Raw genomic sequence first — 20329 nt, 5'->3', positions numbered from 1 at the left:
GCCATCCCTCTACTCTTTGTCATCATAAGATGATAGCTCAATAACTGAATATCCGGGTTTAGGTCGCAAGCAGCCTTTTGCCTATCACCTCACATATCTGCCTTGACCTTTCTTCGTCATAAGGGGAGGCAGGGAACTTCCCCCAGACAGGGGCCGGCCAGGCGGGGTCGGTTTTGTAACGGACAATGTGGTGGATATGCAACTGCGGCACCATGTTTCCGAGTGCGGCGATATTGATCTTGTCGGCGCCGAACTCTTTTTCGATCACGGAAGCAAACATGCAGGATTCGCGTATCAGCTGCTGCTGGTCTGCTTCCGGGAGCTGGTGAATCTCGGTGACTCCTTCACGCTGCGGCACGAGGATAAACCAGGGATAGTTGGAGTCGTTCATCAGCAGAACTGCACATAGCGGCAGCTGCCCGACCACGAAACAGTCCTTCTCCAGCTGCGGATGTAGAATCATGGCTGTTGCTCCTTCAGTTGCTTCGTCAGAAACCGGTCAAGCTGGTTGGCGAAGGCCATGCGGTCGGCCTGACTGAATGCGGCCGGGCCGCCGGTCATGACGCCATCGCCGCGCAGCTTGTCCATAAAATCACGCATACTCAGTGCACTGCGCACATTCTCGGCTGTGTACATCTGCCCGCGCGGGTTGAGTGCAAAGCCCCCCTTCCCGATCATACCTGCAGCAAGCGGGATATCGGCGGTGATCGCCAGATCGCCCGGTTCTGCGTGATCAACAATATAGGCATCGGCCACATCGGCACCAGCATCCACCTTCACGGCATCAATATACTCTGATTTTGGATGCTGCAGCTGCATGTTGGCGACCAGCGTCAGCGGAACCTTCACTCGCTCGGCGGCACGGTAGAGTATCTCCTTGATCACCTTCGGGCAGGCGTCGGCATCAATCCAGATACGCATCAGCGGCCGAAGAGCCTGTTGGCACGCATCAGGTCGGATGGTCTGCCGATATCGAACCAGTAACCGTTATGCCTGACGCCGGCACAGCGGCCAGTGGCAATCAGTTTGCGCATCGGCTCGACAAGCGAAAAGATGGCCCCCTCTTCATAACCGTCGAACAACCTCTCCTGCCAGAGCGAGATACCTGAGAAGGTGAGCTTTGAATCACCATCGGCCAGAACAGAGCTACCATCCAGCGCGAAATCACCGCCCGGATGGTGTCTCGCGTTTTCAACAAGTCCGATCGCAGCGCCGCTATCGGGAATCACATTTGCAAGCCTGCCGATATCGAAATCAGATAACACATCGGCATTACAGACTGCCACCGGGCCACTGCCGGGAAGAAAGTCCAGCGCCTGTTTCACACCGCCGCCGGAATCGAGCAGCACCGGTTCGTAGCTGATACGGATGCGACAACCGAAGCGGCTGCCGTCGCCGAGGTACGTCTTCAACGCATGGGCATGGTGGTGGGCGTTGACGGCGATATCGGAGATTCCCTGCGAAACCAGCGAGCGGATCAGGTGTCCGATGACCGGCTCGCCCGCCACATGCATCAGCGCCTTGGGGCGCGAATCGGTCAGCCACTTCAGCCGCGTTCCGAGCCCTGCAGCCAATACCACGGCGCGATCGACACTCACTTGTCCCGTCCCAGCATAGCGATCAGCTTCGGCATCTGCTCATAGGCCGCCTGCCTGCCGCGATCGATCTCCTGCTCGGGATTGGAAAAATCGTGCCACTGTGTGAAAGAGACCAGCGGCTCGATCACGATATCCGCATACTCCTTCGAATAACGGCGCAGATAGAGCGATTTAATCTCGTTGGTCCAGTCGAGCATGCCGTAGACATTCGCAGGCTCCACATCAGGCCTTGGGCGGGAACCGACATTGACAGCCACCACCAGCTGGTCAGGCCGTGCAACCATTCGCGCCTCTTTTGAAGGCAGCTCCGAAGCCACTCCGCCATCGACATATTTTCTACCGGCAATCGAAACCGGGTCGAAGACGCCGGGAATGGCCATGCTGGCAGCAATAGCACACGGCATTTTCACACCTGAATCGATAGAGAATATCTCGCACTCCCCGCCCGGAAACTGAACTGCCGTGACAAACAGAGGAATCTTGGCATCGGAGAAGAACTCTCCGCCACAGAAGCCAAATGCAATATCCACCAGCGCATTGGTATCCGCAAAAGAGGTGTCTGTCGCCGCACGGGTATAGAGGATGGTCTGCTTGGCTGCAGAAGTGAGCCGACTCAACCAGCTCTCATCCTCCTCCTCACCCAGAACCGGCAGCTCGATACTGCCAAACAGGTCGGAAGCCAGAATCTCTTCCGCCCGGCGAATCACCAAGCGCGCATCAGGGGTCACGGCATACATGCCGCCAAACAGCGCGCCGATACTGCTGCCGACTATCACGTCGGGTTTCAGGTGATGCTCCTCAAGCACCTCCAGTACACCAAGATGGGCAAGGCCGCGGCCACCACCACCGCCGAGCGCCAGTACGAAGCCACTCTTCTTCTGTTCACGGGCAGCAAAGATGCGATCCAGAAAACTCATGCATTATCCTCGGGCAGTGCAGCCACTTCGGAGAGTTTAGCGCAAAGGTCACCTATCTGCTCATCGCTAAGAGGACCGGAATTGTCACCGGCAATAAAAAACACATCGACTGCACGTTCACCGAAAGTCGAGACCGATGCGCCGTGCAGTGAGTAGCCCTCGCGCGCGATGGCATCTGCAAGCCGTGCCAGCAGCCTCGGCTGATCGGCGGTGGAGACTTCGATCGCCGTTTCACGGAAGGATGCCTTCGGCAGTTCGCGCACACGCACACGCACATTGCGCATCAGCAGATTCACCTTGAACTTCTTATCAAAGACAAGTGTCGGCAAGGTCTCCGCTGCAAGAAGATTGCGGGTCTTGGCCTCCAGCCGCTCAAGGTCGGAGTGGATATTAAATGGCTTGCCGTTCGGACCCTGGAGATGGAACACATCGAGCACGCGCCCGTCATTCAGCATATAGGCCTGGGCTGCCAGGATGCTGGCGTGACCCGAGGTGAGAGCTGCCGCAAGTGCTGCAAACATGCCTGGGCGTGGATGCGCAACGATATAAAAAAGCGTTTCGCTGCGATCGTTGTCGACCCAGTATTTCACCGCATTACCATCAGAGCCTGCGATCAGAGGCACAATATCCATCAGCTGACGCGGCGGAAAATGCATCACGCACTGCCTAGACATCAGCTCCAGCGTCTCTCTGATTGTAGCCTCGTCGCCTTCCACGCTATTGAGCATAGAGCGAACCCGTGTCTGGTAGAGGCGCTCGGCGGTTTCAGTGACGGTCTCGTCACTGAGGAAATAGTTTTCGGTTAGCCGATAGAGCTCGGATAGCAGCGATCCCTTCCAGTCGTTCCAGACATTGGGACCAACTGCTGCAATATCGGCCACGGTCAGAAGCAGCAGATAGTTAAGTCGATTCTGGTTACCTACCCGATCGGCAAAGGCGCGGATCACCCCGGGATCCGAGAGATCGAAGCGCTGGCTCTTCACGGCCATCAACAGATGCTCTTTGACCAGCCACTCCACCAGCTCCACGGCATCAATATCGAGCTGCATACGCTTGCAGAACCGACGGGCCATCTTCGCCCCCACTTCCGAGTGGTCACCCGGCAACCCCTTGGCAATGTCGTGGAAGATCAGCGCAATGTAGAGCAGTTCAGGCCGACTGATCTTATGGCACACTTCGTGAGCCAGCGGCAGCCGAACATAGCGATCGCGATGAAAGAAGTTCCGCGCCTCCCCGATCGCTCTGATCGTATGTTCATCTACAGTGAACGCGTGATACTGGTTAAACTGCCCCAGCCCCACGATATCACGAAATTCAGGGATAAAACGGCCCAGCACACCGGTGTCGTGCATCTGCCTGAGCGCCCATTGAACATTGCGCTTGCTGCGCAGGATTTTCAGAAAGATGCGCTGCGCTATCGGATCGTCTCGCATGGCATCATCAATCAGCAGTACATCCTCACGAATCTGCCGGAGAGCCCTGCTTGAGAGGCGCCGTTTTCCCTTTTGCGCTTCACGGAAAATCCGCAGCAACCTGAGCGGCTCCTCTCTGAACACGTTGTCATCGACAATGCTCAGCCGCTTGCCTTCAAGGGTGAAGCCGTGATCAATCGAACGGGTAAACGAAAAGAGTTTCGGATTCAGCTGCTCCCTGAAATGCATGAACAGCAGGCTGGATACCCGTGCAATACGCCCGACATGCCTGAAGTACTCCTTCATGAAAGCATCCACGGCCGGCCGGGGTGGTATTGGCTGGTAGCCCATCTCCTCGGCCAGCAGCGCCTGCTGCTCGAAACCGAGACGGTCCGATGGACGGCGCATCATCAGATGCAGGCCGGTGCGGCAACGCCAGAGAAAATCCTGCGCACTCAGCAGATGGTCGCGCTCAACAATCGAGATCGCGCCCTTCTCAACCAGTTCGGCAATATTTTCACAGCCATACCATACCTTGGCCATCCAGAAGACCGCCTGCACATCGCGCAAGCCCCCCTTGCCCTCCTTGATATCCGGTTCCATCCAGAAGGCGGTTCCGCCGGTGCGATTATGCCGAGCCTTGACCTCCTCCAGCTTCGCTTCGACAAATGCCTTGCGCCTCTTTTTGAAAAACTTCTCCAGTCCGGCCTGGAGTTCGCCGTACAATTGGCCGGGGCCTGTCAGCAGGCGCGATTCCGAAGCTGCCGTGGCGCTGTTCCAGTCCTCATTCACATGGTCGAGACACTCTTTTACTGAGCGTACTGCATGGCCGATCTTTGCCCCCATATCCCAAAGTGCAAGCAGGAACCCCTGGATCTCCTCCTCCACAGCCTCGGAACAGTCGCCAGCCACCAGAAACCAGATATCCCAGTCCGATTTTGGGGCCAGTTCACCCCGTCCATTGCCACCGACAAGCACCAGATCGATGCAGGCAGCAGCTGTCGGAGCCTTCTTCTGCCATAGGCTGATCAACAACTCATCCACACCGCTGCACATTATACGGGTCAACTCCGTGCCACTTGCTCCCGCACTGAATGCATCGGCAACAGCTGCATGCAGCTGCTTTAAGGCTTCCCTGCTATGCAACACTATTTACCGCACCGGTAAACATTAAATGCCTGTTCGCCATCAGTTACCTTGCTCACCGCAACAATGGTGTCGCCATTCATCTCGGCAGCACTGTTTTTCGCCATCGTCTGCAACTCTTCGGCCATCTTCCGTTCAGAGCGTGGGATAAAACCGATGCTGTCCAGAACGTTCACTGTCACCTTGCCGAGCTTGCCACAGGCAGCAACCTGCTCGAATGTGCTGACTGAGACCAACATGCCTGCATCAGTCGGTTTCACCCATGTGCATCCACCTGCCAGCAACAGAAAAAAGAGACATATTCCAGGTAATAGCTTCATTTTCGATCCACCTCGTTTTTCAATTTATCCAGCAGCAGCAGTGCATCGACCGGCCGCATCGATTCGATATCTGTTGCTGACAGTAATGTTTCAATGTCTCGTAACCGTTCCAGATCGCGCTCCTGCTGCCGTTTCTCAGCCACGGCAAACAGCCCAAGCTGTGGCTTGCCGCTCTCGGCTGCCAGCTCCGAGCCGTGCTCAAGCCTGAACAGATGCTCGCGCGCCCGCTTGATCACCTCGCGTGGCAATCCGGCCAGTTGTGCCACGGCGATACCGTAGGACTGGTCGGCGGCATCCTCGATCACCTGATGCATGAAGATCACCGAGCCGTTCCATTCGCGCACCGTGACCGAGGCATTGAAGGCCTCATCGAAGTCGTCGGGCAGTTCGGTCAGCTCATGGTAGTGGGTAGCGAACAAGGTCAACACATCGGGGGCGGCGATCAGTTGCTCGGCCACCGACCAGGCAATGGCCAGTCCATCCCATGTGCTGGTGCCGCGCCCTATCTCATCGACAATCACCAGCGAGCGCGGCTCCAGCTGATTGAGGATCGTTGCCGTCTCCATCATCTCAACCATAAAGGTAGAGCGGCCACTGGTCAGTTCATCGCCTGCACCGACACGGGTGAAGATACGCCGGGTAAGGGGGATGCGCGCCTCATCGGCCGGCACAAAACATCCGGTGTGCGCAAGCCATACAATCCATGCCACCTGCCGCATGTAGGTCGACTTACCTCCCATATTGGGGCCGGTAAGCAGCATGAAACGACGACTCTTCAAATCCATATGGGTGTCATTGGCTACAAACGGTTCGTCGCTCTCGAGGAAGCGCTCGACCACCGGATGGCGGCCTCCAACCAGCTTCATGCTGCGACCGCTGTGCACCTCGGGCCTGACATAGCGGTAGCTCCTGGCCAGATGCGCAAAGCAGCTCAGCACATCAATTTTAGCCACGGCCTGTGCTGCCTTCTGAATCGATGCTGCAGCACCACACAGCTTCCGACGCAGCAGCTCGATAAGCTCACCCTCACGGACGAGTGCAGCATCTTTGGCACCCAGAATCTCGGACTCAAAGCGGTGCAGCTCATCGGTAATGAAACGTTCGGCATTGACCAGCGTCTGTTTGCGCACATATTCTGGCGGCGCATCCTTCGCCTGAACCTTGGAAATCTCGATGAAATAGCCGAAAACCTTGTTGTATTTCACACGCAGATTGGCCAGCCCCGTTCGCGCGCGCTCTTTAGCCTCATACTCTCGAAGCCATGCATCCGCATCCAGTGCCAGTCCACGCAGGCGATCAAGCTCTGCGTCATATCCCTCCCGAATCACTCCGCCATCGCGAAACACCTGTGCCGGCGCCTCGATAATGGCACGGTCCAGCTCCTCCGCCAGCGATTCAAGCCCCTGCATCGCCTGCACCATCTCGGCAAACAGGCCGCTGCGATCACCGATGATGGCATAGAGCTCTGGCAGTGCGACCATCGCCTCAGCCAGCCCCCTGTAGTCACGCGGGCTGGCCCGATTCAATACGATACGGGTCAGCATGCGCTCCATATCACGCACGCCACTCAACCCATGGCGTAGCGCATGCAGCGCCTCCTGATCATCGAGCAGGCTCTGCACCGCATTCTGTCGCTCATTCAACTCGGCAAGGTTGGTTAGCGGCCGGTCGATCCACGCACGCAGCAGCCGTGCCCCCATCGGCGTCTTCGACTCATCCAGCACATGGATCAGACCACCCTTGGGGTCACCATTCAGCGAACAGTAGAGTTCGAGGTTGCGTCTGGAGCGCATATCGATACGCATCCCCTCGCCCTGCTCAGCAAATACCGGCAGCGAGAGGTGCTCAAGCGCACATTTCTGGGTCTGCCCGAGATAGGCCAGCACTGCGCCAACTGCCGAAGCGGCAGCTTCGTGCTGCTCAAGATTGAGCGAGTCCCAATCGGTCACGCCGAAATGGCGCTCCAGCTGCTCGCGCGCGACGGCTGGACTGAAACTCCAATCCCCCGGTCGATTGACCGGAACACTGTGCCGCGAATCGTCGGATGTGGTCAGAAGCAGCTCTGCCGGAGCCATGACTGCCAGCTGCTCATCAAGCAGCAGATCACCGGACCCTTCCAGCAGACGCCAGTGGCCGCATGAGAGATCAACCGCCGCTAACCCCCACTTCTCACCCTTCCTGTAGCAGGCTACAAGCGGAGCCGAACGGGAATGATCCAGCAACTCCGCTTCGGTAATGGTGCCTGAGGTAACAACGCGCACCACCTCGCGCCTGACCGGCCCCTTGGAGCCGTCGGGCGGCTCCATCTGTTCGCATACCGCCACCCTCTTGCCGGCGGCAACAAGCCTGGCCAGATAGCCTTCGGCCTGATGCCATGGCACGCCCGCCATGGGAATATCTTCGCCACCCGATTTTCCACGCTTGGTCAGGGTGATATCGAGAATCTTTGATGCGTCGACCGCATCCTCGAAAAACATCTCGTAGAAGTCGCCCATGCGATAAAAGAGCAGGCAATCCGAATGTTCGGATTTGATCTTCAGATACTGCTGCATCATGGGGGTGTGAGCCGTTTCGCTCTTCTTCTTTACCATGCCCGCAATGTAACACGCCGCTCTGCGTTACTTAAGCATGTTTGGTGATCTTTTCAGGAAATGCTTAGGCCCGGGAAACATGCTAGGGAAGGGAAGGGGGAGGGACGCATATTTACCCGGGCCATGTGTGAAAAAGCACTGTTGCTCACATATCTGTTGCCAGAAGGGTTGCAACAGGAGTGACAGTAACAGTCGTGCGGGCTGAAGATGTGATCCAGATCATGAATTATTCAGCAGCGCTGCGTTTGAGCGTTGACTTCGCCCGATATGCACCGGAGCGTTCCGGCTACTTAAGGACGGGTCATGACGAAGAGACGAACACTGTTACAGATAACCCTGTTTGCGCTGCTGGTTGCCGCCGATCAGATAAGCAAATGGTGGATTCAGCAGCCTGACTTCCACGCTTTTGTCGTCATCGAGGGTTATTTCAATATCGTTCGCGCCTATAACTATGGCGTGGCCTTTTCGATGTTTGCCAACCTGCCCGATGCCTGGCGGGTTTATCTGCTGCTCGGAGTTACCATCGGTATCGCCATTGCTGTTCTCTTCTGGTGGTGGCAGGAGCGCAGGCGTTACGGCATCACCTCCTGGCTGCTGGTACTGATTCTGGCTGGTGCCGTCGGCAATATATGGGATCGGATGCAACTCGGTTATGTTGTCGATTTTGTCGACTGGTATGTGCGGACCAACGGAAATGAGTACCACTGGCCTGCATTCAATGTTGCTGACGCCTGCATCTCTGTTTCAGTCGTCCTGCTACTGATCACCAGTTTCAGGCATCGATAAACACCCTTCTCCGGGTGCGGTCCCGGCTCAGTAATCAAGCGACACGAAAGCGATAAGCGCCCTGTAGGATGCGCCAAGATCGATGAATGTGAACGCCAGCAGGTAACAGGCTACAAACATGGCCACCGCTGCAAAAAGGGGCTTAAGGTGGTTGCTGTGGCTCCGCTCCTTGATCTGGATCAGGGAGATAATATCGGCACCAATGGTCAGGGCATGGCTGATTACCCGTCTGGTTTTTTCATCCACATGTGGCTTCAGGTCGGACAGAACCGTGTCGAAGAAATGGATGGACGCCCGCATCTCATCCAGCCTGATCTCATCCAGCCTGCCTGATTTCGATAGATCTTTGACAATATAGAGCTTCTTGAACAGCGCAAATGAGACGAACTGTTTAATCACATGCTCTTTATCAACACTGTCAGAAAACCTGTGCACTTCAGACTCATCAACCTCCTCTTTCCCCTCCATTGCTTTCTTCAGTGAGACCGGATATCTGCCGCTCTTCAGGTAACCATCGAGCAGGCCCTGAAACGCTCTTGTATGCCTTCTCCTCTCCAGAAGCTCAAAGCCATATGCGAATATGCCTGTTGAGAAGATCATCTTCAGCCCTCTCTTACTGTCGATATGGAACACTTTCAGATTATTGATGTCTTCAATGATTTCCCTTGCCAGGTTTTCATCGCTTTTCATTGTAGCAATTCCTGCATATCTCATAACAATCTCCTCAACAGAATTGGTTATTTCCTGATAGTGAAATTGTAGTTGAAAGGCTTACATCTCGGATATAACACGAATGTGTTATGCCATATCTGCAGAGAGGAGCCTGTGTGGTCGTATATCAGAGTTCCCGGCATGGCAGCGTCAAGCTAACCAGTGTTCCACCATGGGGATTGCCTTCTACGGAAAGTTGCCCACCCAGCACTTCACAGCGCTGCTCCATGTTACCAATACCCCTGCCGCGGCTATTTTTCTGCACAATGCCCTCACCGTTATCCGCAACATCTATGCGAACCATGGATTTGCTTCCCTGTCTGAACTCAGTGGCCCTGATCTCCACCCAGCTTGCATCGGCATGGCGGATAATATTGGTAATGGCCTCCTGCAGAATCCGCACCAGATGAATGGAACTCCCCTCCCTCAGCAGACAACCGGCGGGCAGACTGATCATATTCCATGTCACATGCAGATCTGCAGCCTTCAATTCGTGCTCCATGCGTGAGCGGAGCAACCCCAGGATCATACCGATATCATCACACTCATCGCCAACCGCATCGATAATGAGGCGCATATCCCGTATTGCCTGATCAAGCACTTCGGAAAACGGTGCGTTATCGGCCTCTGCCCCCTTCTCAGCGAGCATCGACTTCAGTGCCACAAGATGCCCCCCCATGCCGTCATGCAGTTCGCGGGTAAAGCGATGGCGCTCTTCGGTCAGGATTCGCTTCCGTTCAAGCTCCAGTCGTCTTTTACTCTCCTGCTGCAATTTGATGGAGATTTCCGCCACCTTCTCCTCGGCCTCAAGTCGCTGCTGCTCCTGAGACCTGAGTGAAGATGAGACGTGCATCAGCATCCACCCACCGATCAGCAGTAGCATCAACGGCGGACCGAACTGCATGACAAACAGGCTTGTAAGGTGCTCGGCGTGAATGGTCACCCACCAGTCGTGGCCTGCAAACAGCATGGCACATGAAATTGCCATACCCATCCACAACGCTTTTATCATTCCGGTCTGTCGATAGTGCCAAAGGCAGAGGCAAACCATATAGAACCCAAGGGCAATCGAAGCGATATGAAAGAAATTGAACCAGATCACCAGATTGCCCCCTGAATATGCAAGGGCCAGCAGCGAGTTAAGCACGTAGATGGCAACAATCGCCCTCTCCAGATGCTCATTACCTCTCTCAATGAACCGGTGCACCGCCATGAGCAGGCAAACAGTGAACCCGCCCAGAGATGAGAAAACTATCCACTCCCAGTAGTAGTGAGAAACCGGAGGGTACTTGAGCACCTGGTTGCCAATAACAAAACTCCAGAAGAGGCCTGCCAGTGCCATCCAGAAGAGCTCAAGATGCTTCTTTTGCAAGAACCACAGTACCCCCATCACCAGTGTGATCACACTGGTGATCACAAGCGCAACCCATGCGAGGGTAATATGTATAAAGGTGTTTCTTTCAAAAAGCGGCTTCAAATACTTATGCGGACCTACATAGACATATCCCAGGCCGCCAGCATCATGGGCAAGTGCCCGAAGATAGATATAGAGCCAATGTTCCCCCTGCTCCAATGAATCTGCAGGCAACAGCAGAGAGAGAGGCCGTGACCAGTTACGAGCAACAGGATCACTCATACTGCCACCGGAACCCAGCATTCTACCGTTCCACCAGATGGCAGCATTCATGCTGAACCTTGGCAGCAGGACAGCCCATGGTTCATTGACTTGGCCGCTGATTAATACAGGGATCCGGTACCAGACCCCTCCTGACAGACCCGGGCGCGTTTTATCCCAGGCATCAGGAAGCGCCACTCTCTCCCACTCGACTGCATCAAACGGCAGGTGATGTGGATCATCAGAAACAAGGGCTTCGGCGCGATCCAGCCGCAGCGAAGAGGCTGGCCCATCCCCAGAGATCTGGCTACAACCCAAAAACAGCAGCACCAAAGCAACAGTGCCGAAATGAATCTTACTCATTCAGCTTGATCAGCCCCAGCTGAACTGCCTCGAATACCGCTTCGTTTCGGCTATGAACTTCGAGTTTTTGATAGATGTGGCGAATATGCGAAACGACAGTATGGATACTGAGTTCCATATAATTCGCTATCTCTTCACGATTAAATCCGCGCGCCACCAGCTGCAACACTTCAAGTTCTCTCTTGCTGAGCAGGCTTTCCTCCACGCTTTCAGGAACCGGATCCGGCTGGGTGTTAAACATTTTCAGTATATGCCGGGCTATCGAAGAGCTGATCGGCGCATCGCCAGCCAGCATCCGCACAATCAGATCACCGATATCATCCGGCATGGAGTCCTTGAGAAGGTAACCGGTTGCTCCGGCCTTGATCGCTTCAACAACCCGGAACTCATCGGCAAACACGGTAATGACGATCGCTTCACTTTGTGGAGAACTGTTTTTGAGCAGCCGGATCAGATCTGCCCCGTTGCCATCGGGCAGACCAAGGTCGACCAGCATCACATCCGGACTATCGGCAAGCTTTTCCACTGCATCCCTGAAGCTTCCGACCGATCCGAACAGTGACAGATGGTCATGCTGATGAATGGATCTTTCGAAATAGCGTCTGACGTGCTCATCATCTTCAACGATAAGAACTCTTGGAAGCCGTTTGTCCTGAGCGTCCACCAGAAACACCTCCCGGTCACTGGCTCCTGCCTGAGGGAACTATGCTGACACTCAGAGCTGGTACACAGATCCTGGCGCCTTATAGACCCGGCCTCCTGCCTATAAGAGATATTAATAGCAGAAAAAATTGATTTTGGGGATTAGTCACATTTCATGCAGGGGAACAGGGAGATCTCTCCCCGCAAAAAAAGCGCTCTTCTTATGAGTCCTCTTCGCTGCTGTTGCCAGCGGCATGATGCGCTTTTGGCCTGGGAGCCTGCTTCTTGGCCGGACGCATGCGGACGCCGAACATCAGTCGTGCGACATCCCTGAAGTGGCGGGCATAGTGGATAACCAGCCCTTCACACACGCTCTTCGGAAGCTCAGCCACATCCACCTCGTTGGCAGCGGGAAGAATCACTTCTGAAATCCCAAGCCGTTTGGCAGCCAGCAGCTTCTCACGCTCGCCTCCAATCGGCAGCACATCCCCGGTCAGCGTCAGCTCTCCCGTCATGGTGATACGTGCAGGCGCTTTATCAAGCGCCAGCGAGAGAAGTGCCGTGGCAATTGTAATACCTGCTGATGGCCCATCCTTCGGCACTGCACCCTCAGGTACATGCAGGTGGATAAATGCGCTGTCATAGAAATCGGCAGGGGCACCGAATCGCTCAAGATTGGCCGTAATGTAGGAGTAGGCAATCTCGGCCGACTCCTGCATCACCTTGCCCAGCTGACCGGTCACCTTCATGCCACGGCGGTCGTAGTGGGCAATGGTTGCCTCCAGCGACAGTGTCGTACCACCGAGGGCCGTCCATGCAAGTCCAGTGGAGAGGCCAACCCCCACCTTGATAGCCTGCTCGCGGAAACGCGGTTTGCCGACATAATCGGAAATATCGGAAACACCAATCCGCACGGGCGTCTCGATTTTGCCCTCGGCAACATTGCGCGCAACCTTGCGAAGAATCTTTTTCAGCAGCCCCTCAAGACGGCGAACCCCCGGTTCGCGGGCATAATCCTCCACCAGATGCTTGATCACAGCGGGGGTAAGCACCACCTCTTCACGGTCGACCGCATGCTCACGCAGCTGCTTGGGCCAGAGGTGTTTGCGTGCAATCTCGATCTTCTCGCTCGGCATATAACCGGCAAGATGAATAATTTCGGCACGATCGAGCAGTGGCCTCGGCACGGTATCAAGCTGGTTGGCCGTGAGCAGGAAGAGAATCTGCGACAGATCGAAGCGGACATCGAGATAGTGATCCATAAAGTCCGAGTTCTGCTCGGGATCGAGAACCTCAAGCAGTGCCGATGACGGATCGCCGCGGAAATCATTTCCGATCTTGTCCACCTCGTCGATCATGATCACCGGATTGGCCACCTCAACTCTCTTGAGAGCCTGTACTATCTTACCCGGCATTGCGCCGATATAGGTGCGCCGGTGCCCCTTGATCTCAGCTTCATCGCGCATGCCACCTACAGAAAAGCGGAAGAATGGACGGCCGACCGCCTCGGCAATTGCCCTGCCGATCGATGTTTTGCCAACGCCCGGAGGCCCCACAAACAGGATGATTGAACCGCCCACCTGCTTTTTGCGGCCACCAACGGCGATAAATTCGAGGATTCTATCCTTCACATCTTCAAGACCTGAGTGATCCTTGTTCAGGGCGCGACTGGCAGCCTTCAGGTTATAGCGGTCACGGCATGTCCTGCCCCAGGGCAGGCAGGTGAGCCAGTCAAGGTAGGCGCGAGTAACACCGTACTCGGGAGAGGAGGGTTCAAGCATCGTCAGCTTCTCCAGCTCCTCATCAAAGGCCTTCTGTGCCTCTTTGCTGAATTTCAGTTTTTTCGCCTTCTCCCTGAAATCCTCAATCTCCTTATCGCGCGGATCTTCATTCATGCCAAGTTCGCGCTGGATTTCGTGCAACTGCTCCTGCAGGAAAAAGCGCCGCTGCTGGTCGGAGACACGCTCATCAATTCGTTCACGAATCTTGCTCTGCACCTTGCTGACATTGAGTTCACGATTTAGCAGGGTGACCACCTTCTTGAGGCGATCATAGATCGGATAGGTTTCAAGGATATCCTGCAGATCCTCGCGACTGGCCGTGGTCAGGCTGGCGGCAAAATCAGCCAGGCGGTTGGGCTCATTGACATCAAAACGGGAGGCGAACAGCCGCAGCTCCTCCTCGTGCAGCGGATTATGCTTGAGCAGCTCCTTGATCGTATTGATCACGGCAACGGTGTAGGCACGCAGTTCGACATTATCCTCATAGGATGTCTCGACGCGGTAGGTTGCCTTCACACGGATCGGATGCTCATTAGTAATGAAACTGTCGATCCTGAAACGGCGCAGGCACTCAACCACCAGATGCAGGCCATGACCCTCGATCTCCACAGCTTTGGCGACTCGCGCCACCACCCCAACCCTGTAGAGATTGTCCGGCTCGTACGGCCCACTCTCATCCTTGACCAGAACCAGACCGATATGCTGCATATGGCTTGCTGCCAGCTCGCGAACAACACGGGTCATCTCCTCATTCTCATAAACAAGCGGAACCACAAGTCCTGGGAAAAGCGGCCGGTTGGAGAGCGGCAGGAGGGTCAACTGACTGGGAAGGGCGTCATCGCTTCGAACCAGCAAGGCCTCCGTGGTTGTACCATCGCTGTCAGCCGCATCCTCTACAGGATCGGTCTCATCTACAATTTCAGGGTCGTGAATATCGTCTGGCTTCATAAATGCTTTTTTAAGGTTACCCTCATCTTTTTTCAAGACTTGAATTCATACGCTAGCATCCCCACATTTAACCTGACAATATAAAAAGGAGTTTTCATGCGCGGCTTAAAAGGTATTTTCCTGTTAATCATCACCAATTTACTGGTCTTTCTCACCCTGATCATCTCAGGAAATATTCTTATTCACTTCATTTTGCCAATGTTCGGCATCGATGTACGTGGCGCTTTCGCCACCCATCAGTTTGCATGGGCGATGGTATTCGGCTTTGGCGGCGCCTTCATTTCACTGTTGATGAGCAAACCGATGGCCAAGCGGATGTACCGCATGCAGCAGGTAACCGACCCTTCCACGCCGAAAGAGAAGCTGGTTTACAACACCGTGAAAGAGCTCGCTGAACGAGCAGGCATCAAGATGCCTGAGGTATGGGTCTACTGGGATGATGCCCCCAATGCATTTGCCACCGGTCCAACGCGCAACAATTCGATGGTAGCCGTTTCATCGGGCCTGGCCATGAACCTGACCGATGCGGAACTGAAAGCCGTACTTGCCCACGAAGTCGGCCATGTCGACAGCGGTGACATGGTCTCTACTACCTTGCTGCAGGGGCTGATGAACACCTTCGTCTATTTCCTGGCCAGCATGATCGCGAGACTGGTGGCCAGCGCCGGATCCCGCGACGGCGAGATGAATTACATGCTCTACTTTATCGTCGATATCATATTGCAGATCCTCTTCTCGATCCTCGCCATGATCGTGGTGATGTGGCACTCGCGCCGCCGCGAATTCAAGGCTGATGCCTATGCTGCAAATGCCTACGGAGCCGATGCGATGATCAGTGCACTGCAGAAGATCGATGCGCTGGCGCACCGCGTTGAACCGGTTGAAGAGCAGCATGAATCAGCACTTGCTCCGAAGGATGCGCTGGCAACGATGAAGATCCATGGACGCAGCAGTGGTCTGATGCACCTCTTCGCCTCACACCCATCCACCGAGGCGCGTATCGCCGCGTTGAGGAATCGCAACTAAATCACAATGGCATGACTGTAAAAAGGCGCACCGTGGTGCGCCTTTTTACTTGTAGTGGCGATCCTCTGACTCTCAATCTATGATATGTCCATGGCGCATCAAACAGCAGCGATTCTGGTTATCGGCAACGAGGTGCTCTCCGGGCGCACCCGCGAGGCCAATGCTTATTATGCCGCCGGCAAATTGTTTAATCGCGGCTGCAGACTGTCTGAAGTTGCCATCGTTCCCGATGAGGCCGATGCCATCATCTCAACCCTGAACCGGCTGCGGACGCAGTTTGATGCCGTGATCACCTCCGGCGGCATCGGCCCCACCCACGATGACATCACCATGGAGTCGATCGCCGAGGCATTTGGCGTTGAGCTGATCGAACACAGCTACATCGTGCAGGCAATGACCGACCACTACGGCGAAGAGGGGATGAACGAGGGGCGCAGGCGCATGAGCCGCGTACCACAGGGAGCAAAACTGATTCGCTGCGATAAAACAATCGCACCAGGCGCCCGCATCGGCAACGTCTATATCCTTGCCGGTGTCCCCTACATCTTCGAATCGCAACTGGACTCCATCCTCGACGACTTCGGCGACACCCCTTATCAGCGTATCGAGATTGAAGTGGCGCTGGCAGAGAGCATCTTCGCCAACCAGCTCACCGCCATCCAGCAGCAGTTTGACGATGTGGAGATCGGATCCTACCCGGGACGCTGCGGCCCCAACCCCTGCGGCAAGATCTGCCTCTCAAGCCAGGATAAACTCCGCCTCAACGAAGCGGTCGATTCGGTTAACAGCATGCTGAAGGCCATCTCAAACTAACATCATCAGTGACCTCTTCCGGCTGCCGGCTCACCGGGTCGGCCCTCTTTACCGGAAGAATGGAGGAGCCAGGTCGGTAGCAATAACGACTATAGTGAGACCTCATGAAGTGTGTGAACGCCGCTTTTGCCTTTAAGTTCAATTTGATGTGAGTTGCCGACTGGCAATGCAGTGGAGACCTGCAAGAAAGCCGCCTCCGAGATAAGAAGCTGGGTTCCGAATGTTTTGTTCGCCTGTTCAATGCGGCTGGCCATATTGACCGTATCCCCGATCGCAGCGACCTTGCTCATGGGGCCGGTGCTGAAGTGACCGATAATGGCCGGACCAAAATGGATACCGGCCCTCAGGCCGAATGATCGGTGATACATCGATTGCAGATAGGCGTTAAACCCGGACATTTTTTCCTTCATGGCGCGAATGCACGCAATTGCATCCTCCACAAGGCCATCGCTCTTTTTACAGGCGCCAAAGAGAATCAACATGCCGTCACCTGCGACATCGCTGATTACGCCGTTATGCTGAGTAACAATCTCATTCATTGTCAGGTAGTAACGATTAAGCACGTGGACGACATCATAGGCGGGGAGTGATTCCGCAAAGCTGGTGTAGTTGGCAAGGTCTACAAACATCACCGCGATATTTTTCTCTCTGCCGAGCGAATTCTCATCATGGCTGGCGAGCTGATCCCTGATGATTCGGCTATCGATTTCGTCGACGACAAGCCGGCGAATCGTGACATCACCAGAGATGAGGCTCTGGCATGCAAGGCGAACCGTCTCCGGAAGATTCAGCAATGCCTCCATCCTTTGTTCCGCTTCGTTGCGCGGAGAGAAGTGGTGAATCCCATCAAGAACCTCCACTCTGCATGTGGAGCATTGAGCATTGCCGCCGCAGGCATGCGTGTGCCTGATGCCTGCTTTTAATGAGGCCTGAAGAATCGACTCATCATCTGAAACTTCAATTTTTCTATTATCGTTATCCAGATGTGCAAACTTCATGGCGATGCCCCAAGGTTGAATTCAGATAGAACCATACTTGATTCAATGCAAGGTGTGAACGCGGCGAGCTATCCCTTTCGACTCCCGGATCGAATAAATCGGGGAACCGCTAAGCAGATGCCATGGCTGTTACACTTTGCCCGTCTTGGAATGGCCGTTATTACCCCTTGGTGATTGGCAGGATGCGGATACTTAATCTGAGTGAATCTGAATCGGGATGCGGCGGGCTCCGAAGCAGTCTTCGAACTCCTCATAACGGCCCGGAATCGGGGTGTCGCACATGATGCAGTGACCCTCGGGGGAGATTCGGTGCTCTACGATCTCGTACCAGTCGCGCACGATCATCCGACTGCCGCAACCGGGGCAGATGGTGGTACCGCCGCGTTTGTCGTGGGTATTTCCGGTATAGACGTAATTCAGTCCCGCATCCATGCCGATCCTGCGGGCCCGCGTCAGTGTCGATTGCGGCGTATCCGGCACATCAAGCATCTTCCATGACGGGAAGAAGGCGGTGAAGTGGAGCGGCACGTCGGGGCCGAGGTTCTCAGCGATCCAGTCGCACATCGCTTTCAGCTCCTCGTCACTATCGTTGTGGCCGGTGATCAGCAGCGTGGTGATCTCAAACCAGACATCGGTCTCATGCTTGAGATACCTGAGCGTATCAAGCACCGGATCGAGGTGGCCGACGCAGAGCTTGTGGTAGAAATCCTCCGTGAACGCCTTGAGATCGACATTGGCCGCATCCATGTGATCGAAGAACTCCTTGCGCGCTTCGGGATGGATATAACCCGCAGTCACCGCCACGTTCTTGATATCGCGGGCACTGCACTCTTTGGCCGTATCGACCGCATACTCCAGGAAGATCACCGGATCGTTGTAGGTGTAGGCGACCGACTTGCAATCCCAATGTTCGGCGGTTTTCGCAATCGCCTCGGGGCTCGCCTCGTCGCATAGCCGGTCGAACTCACGCGACTTGGAGATATCCCAGTTCTGGCAGAATTTGCAGGCGAGGTTGCAGCCGGCGGTGCCGAAAGAGAGAACGCTGCTACCCGGATAGAAGTGATTGAGCGGCTTCTTCTCGATCGGATCGATACAGAAGCCCGACGAACGGCCATAGGTGGTGAGCACCATCCTCCCCTCTTCGCACTTGCGCACAAAGCAGAGTCCCCGCTGACCATCGTGCAACTTGCAGTCGCGAGGGCAGAGATCGCACTGGATGCGACCATCCGCAAGGCTGTGCCAGTAACGGCCGGGGAAGTGACTTGAAATCATACCCTTTCCGTGGAGAGATCCTTTTCTCGATATTTCTTCACCTGATATTTGAAGAGCAGCACCTCAGGATGCCAGAAGTCGGCGGAGAGCCCTGCCTTGACCTTCAGATGGCCTAGAAAATCGACCGGATTGGGCAGCTGATCCCACACCTGTGGCAGGAAGGTCGCCTTGTACATGCCGAACTTGAAGACCACGCCATCGATACCGGGACGCAGCGTGGAGAGGGCAATATTCTCAGTGTAGGCATGCATCGCTTCCAGCTCCGTCAGCACGGAGACCTCAACATTCACACTGGCAAACTCCTCCGCAGTCAATGGGGTGAACCGGGAATCCTGAAACGCGGCCGCTTCGGCATTGCCGCGCACATCCTCGATTAACGGACGATACGCCTCCAGTGATCCGATGCAGCCACGCAGTGCGCCGTTCAGTGTCAATGTAACAAAGGTGGCAGCCGGTTTCTCCAGCCATGTTTTTCCCTCAGTAGAGACCAGCTCACTGCCAAGGCCAAGCCGCTTTGCAATAGCAGTTCGGGCCAGCGCGATAAGGACCTTTCCCTTGTCAACCGTATCACTCATTCAAACACTCCTGATCAAACCATGCGATCGAAGCATAGCCGACCACACGCAATTTATCTCCTGCCGTATCCCCGGAGTTGCGATAGTCTAGCAGGCGGGGCACAAGCCCCTGTTTTTCTGCCAGCAGCAGCAGCGCATTAATACCGGTAGCACCGCACGCCTGTTCGTGGCCGATCGGCCCATGCATCGACAAGATACTGTTTACAGTTGCATGGTCTATCGCCCTGGCACTCTCATAATCGTGAAAGTGCGAGAGATCAGAACTGATCACCACCAGTGTGTCCGGATCCTCAAGAAAGAGAGACATCACCTCGGCCACCGCCTCGGGATCAACCATGCCGACACAGACCGGCAGCAGTTCAAAATGGCCCAGCACCGACTGTAGAAAAGGAAGCTGCACTTCCAGAGAGTGCTCCTGCGCCTGGGCAAGATCGGATGACTGCACGTCCGGATGATTCAGGGCTTCACGGAGCCCCTCTCTGTTGATCGGAATGGCTCCCAACGGTGTTTCAAATTTGTCCGCCTCCGGCACTGCCATACCATAGAAGCCAACCCTGTGTGCCGGCCCGAACAGGGCCACGCGACTGAAGCTCGCACCTCGAATGGCCTGGTAGGCATAGGCAGCCGTCTGACCTGAATAGATGTATCCTGCATGCGGCACAATAACGGCCCTGGGCCATGCGCCAATAGCAGAGGCTTGTGAGGCAGCTGCAGCCAGAAAAGTGTCAACGGCTGAAGAGAGTTCCTGAGCATCGCCAGGATAAAATAGTGCTGCCACAGCTGCAGGACGAACTGACATGGCCACCTCCTGAAAA

At 55.3% G+C, this 20329-nt stretch carries 18 protein-coding genes; 3 read left to right on the top strand and 15 right to left on the bottom strand.

All coding sequences use genetic code 11. The features are described from left to right. Positions 1–58: 58 nt before the first annotated feature. Genes Ga0123462_RS01950 through mutS form a run of 7 tightly spaced genes read right to left on the bottom strand, consistent with a single transcriptional unit; the run spans position 59 to position 7984 of the window. Positions 59–463, bottom strand: coding sequence for an HIT family protein (locus Ga0123462_RS01950; protein WP_100264751.1), 405 nt, complete (start codon positions 461–463; stop codon positions 59–61). Further along, the gene (locus tag Ga0123462_RS01945) at positions 460–921 is read right to left on the bottom strand and encodes a YaiI/YqxD family protein (RefSeq protein ID WP_100264750.1); all 462 of its coding nucleotides are present in this window, start codon (positions 919–921) and stop codon (positions 460–462) included. The genes Ga0123462_RS01950 and Ga0123462_RS01945 overlap by 4 nt, the downstream gene beginning before the upstream one ends. Next, positions 921–1598 carry a nucleotidyltransferase family protein gene (locus tag Ga0123462_RS01940; protein ID WP_100264749.1) on the bottom strand — a complete coding sequence of 226 codons (678 nt, stop codon included), beginning with the start codon at positions 1596–1598 and terminating at the stop codon, positions 921–923. Before Ga0123462_RS01940 ends, Ga0123462_RS01945 begins: the two co-directional genes overlap by 1 nt. Continuing rightward, positions 1595–2515 carry a patatin-like phospholipase family protein gene (locus Ga0123462_RS01935; RefSeq protein ID WP_100264748.1) on the bottom strand — a complete coding sequence of 307 codons (921 nt, stop codon included), beginning with the start codon at positions 2513–2515 and terminating at the stop codon, positions 1595–1597. The genes Ga0123462_RS01940 and Ga0123462_RS01935 overlap by 4 nt, the downstream gene beginning before the upstream one ends. Then, on the bottom strand, positions 2512–5076 hold the full coding sequence (gene glnD, locus Ga0123462_RS01930; protein WP_232726520.1) for a [protein-PII] uridylyltransferase: 2565 nt from the start codon (positions 5074–5076) through the stop codon (positions 2512–2514). Before glnD ends, Ga0123462_RS01935 begins: the two co-directional genes overlap by 4 nt. Next, positions 5076–5393, bottom strand: a complete 318-nt coding sequence (locus tag Ga0123462_RS01925) for a DUF4156 domain-containing protein (protein WP_100264747.1) — start codon at positions 5391–5393, stop codon at positions 5076–5078. The genes glnD and Ga0123462_RS01925 overlap by 1 nt, the downstream gene beginning before the upstream one ends. Beyond that, a complete protein-coding gene (gene mutS, locus Ga0123462_RS01920) occupies positions 5390–7984 on the bottom strand; it encodes a DNA mismatch repair protein MutS (RefSeq protein WP_232726518.1) in 2595 nt (864 codons plus the stop codon). The genes Ga0123462_RS01925 and mutS overlap by 4 nt, the downstream gene beginning before the upstream one ends. A gap of 303 nt (positions 7985–8287) precedes the next feature. Here mutS and lspA point away from each other — a divergent pair, with 303 nt between their 5' ends. Continuing rightward, positions 8288–8770, top strand: coding sequence for a signal peptidase II (lspA, locus tag Ga0123462_RS01915; RefSeq protein WP_100264746.1), 483 nt, complete (start codon positions 8288–8290; stop codon positions 8768–8770). Between the two features lie 27 nt (positions 8771–8797). On the opposite strand, the gene Ga0123462_RS01910 is transcribed toward lspA, so the two are convergent. The 4 genes from Ga0123462_RS01910 to lon all read right to left on the bottom strand — a co-directional run bounded on the left by Ga0123462_RS01910 (position 8798) and on the right by lon (position 14830). Beyond that, positions 8798–9484, bottom strand: a complete 687-nt coding sequence (locus Ga0123462_RS01910) for a hypothetical protein (protein ID WP_100264745.1) — start codon at positions 9482–9484, stop codon at positions 8798–8800. 124 nt (positions 9485–9608) lie between these two features. Beyond that, positions 9609–11459 carry a sensor histidine kinase gene (locus Ga0123462_RS01905; protein WP_100264744.1) on the bottom strand — a complete coding sequence of 617 codons (1851 nt, stop codon included), beginning with the start codon at positions 11457–11459 and terminating at the stop codon, positions 9609–9611. Further along, positions 11452–12123 (bottom strand): response regulator, encoded by a 672-nt coding sequence (locus Ga0123462_RS01900; protein ID WP_198507365.1) that lies wholly within the window; start codon positions 12121–12123, stop codon positions 11452–11454. The genes Ga0123462_RS01905 and Ga0123462_RS01900 overlap by 8 nt, the downstream gene beginning before the upstream one ends. A 199-nt stretch (positions 12124–12322) precedes the next feature. Further along, the gene (gene lon, locus Ga0123462_RS01895) at positions 12323–14830 is read right to left on the bottom strand and encodes an endopeptidase La (protein ID WP_100266436.1); all 2508 of its coding nucleotides are present in this window, start codon (positions 14828–14830) and stop codon (positions 12323–12325) included. Positions 14831–14926: 96 nt separating this feature from the next. Here lon and htpX point away from each other — a divergent pair, with 96 nt between their 5' ends. Together htpX and Ga0123462_RS01885 are read left to right on the top strand one after the other, a co-directional pair. Then, positions 14927–15856 (top strand): protease HtpX, encoded by a 930-nt coding sequence (gene htpX / locus Ga0123462_RS01890; RefSeq protein WP_100264742.1) that lies wholly within the window; start codon positions 14927–14929, stop codon positions 15854–15856. Between the two features lie 90 nt (positions 15857–15946). After that, positions 15947–16669: a competence/damage-inducible protein A gene (locus tag Ga0123462_RS01885; protein WP_100266435.1), complete on the top strand. Its 723-nt coding sequence runs from the start codon at positions 15947–15949 to the stop codon at positions 16667–16669. Between the two features lie 89 nt (positions 16670–16758). Here Ga0123462_RS01885 and Ga0123462_RS01880 read toward each other — a convergent pair whose 3' ends face one another. From Ga0123462_RS01880 to amrB, 4 genes are all read right to left on the bottom strand, one after another. After that, a complete protein-coding gene (locus tag Ga0123462_RS01880) occupies positions 16759–17667 on the bottom strand; it encodes an adenylate/guanylate cyclase domain-containing protein (protein ID WP_100264741.1) in 909 nt (302 codons plus the stop codon). Between the two features lie 192 nt (positions 17668–17859). Continuing rightward, entirely contained in the window at positions 17860–18939 is a 1080-nt protein-coding gene (gene amrS / locus Ga0123462_RS01875) for an AmmeMemoRadiSam system radical SAM enzyme (protein ID WP_100264740.1), read from the bottom strand. Further along, on the bottom strand, positions 18936–19514 hold the full coding sequence (gene amrA / locus Ga0123462_RS11445) for an AmmeMemoRadiSam system protein A (protein ID WP_198507364.1): 579 nt from the start codon (positions 19512–19514) through the stop codon (positions 18936–18938). The genes amrS and amrA overlap by 4 nt, the downstream gene beginning before the upstream one ends. Further along, on the bottom strand, positions 19507–20313 hold the full coding sequence (gene amrB, locus Ga0123462_RS11440) for an AmmeMemoRadiSam system protein B (protein WP_198507363.1): 807 nt from the start codon (positions 20311–20313) through the stop codon (positions 19507–19509). The genes amrA and amrB overlap by 8 nt, the downstream gene beginning before the upstream one ends. Between the last annotated feature and the right edge of the window lie 16 nt (positions 20314–20329).

This window comes from Mariprofundus ferrinatatus, assembly GCF_002795825.1.
GTDB classification, from domain to species: domain Bacteria; phylum Pseudomonadota; class Zetaproteobacteria; order Mariprofundales; family Mariprofundaceae; genus Mariprofundus; species Mariprofundus ferrinatatus.
Note: the sequence above shows the minus strand (reverse complement) of the source record. Positions and strands in the feature narration are given on the sequence as shown.

Coding starts and splice junctions, on each gene's coding strand:
- Ga0123462_RS01880 (WP_100264741.1), bottom strand. CDS start 17,667: ATGAAGTTTGCACATCTGGATAACGATAATAGAAAAATTGAAGTTTCA.
- Ga0123462_RS01905 (WP_100264744.1), bottom strand. CDS start 11,459: ATGAGTAAGATTCATTTCGGCACTGTTGCTTTGGTGCTGCTGTTTTTG.
- htpX (WP_100264742.1), top strand. CDS start 14,927: ATGCGCGGCTTAAAAGGTATTTTCCTGTTAATCATCACCAATTTACTG.
- Ga0123462_RS01935 (WP_100264748.1), bottom strand. CDS start 2,515: ATGAGTTTTCTGGATCGCATCTTTGCTGCCCGTGAACAGAAGAAGAGT.
- amrB (WP_198507363.1), bottom strand. CDS start 20,313: ATGTCAGTTCGTCCTGCAGCTGTGGCAGCACTATTTTATCCTGGCGAT.
- Ga0123462_RS01950 (WP_100264751.1), bottom strand. CDS start 463: ATGATTCTACATCCGCAGCTGGAGAAGGACTGTTTCGTGGTCGGGCAG.
- Ga0123462_RS01925 (WP_100264747.1), bottom strand. CDS start 5,393: ATGAAGCTATTACCTGGAATATGTCTCTTTTTTCTGTTGCTGGCAGGT.
- amrS (WP_100264740.1), bottom strand. CDS start 18,939: ATGATTTCAAGTCACTTCCCCGGCCGTTACTGGCACAGCCTTGCGGAT.
- lon (WP_100266436.1), bottom strand. CDS start 14,830: ATGAAGCCAGACGATATTCACGACCCTGAAATTGTAGATGAGACCGAT.
- amrA (WP_198507364.1), bottom strand. CDS start 19,514: ATGAGTGATACGGTTGACAAGGGAAAGGTCCTTATCGCGCTGGCCCGA.
- lspA (WP_100264746.1), top strand. CDS start 8,288: ATGACGAAGAGACGAACACTGTTACAGATAACCCTGTTTGCGCTGCTG.
- Ga0123462_RS01910 (WP_100264745.1), bottom strand. CDS start 9,484: ATGAGATATGCAGGAATTGCTACAATGAAAAGCGATGAAAACCTGGCA.
- Ga0123462_RS01945 (WP_100264750.1), bottom strand. CDS start 921: ATGCGTATCTGGATTGATGCCGACGCCTGCCCGAAGGTGATCAAGGAG.
- Ga0123462_RS01885 (WP_100266435.1), top strand. CDS start 15,947: ATGGCGCATCAAACAGCAGCGATTCTGGTTATCGGCAACGAGGTGCTC.
- mutS (WP_232726518.1), bottom strand. CDS start 7,984: ATGGTAAAGAAGAAGAGCGAAACGGCTCACACCCCCATGATGCAGCAG.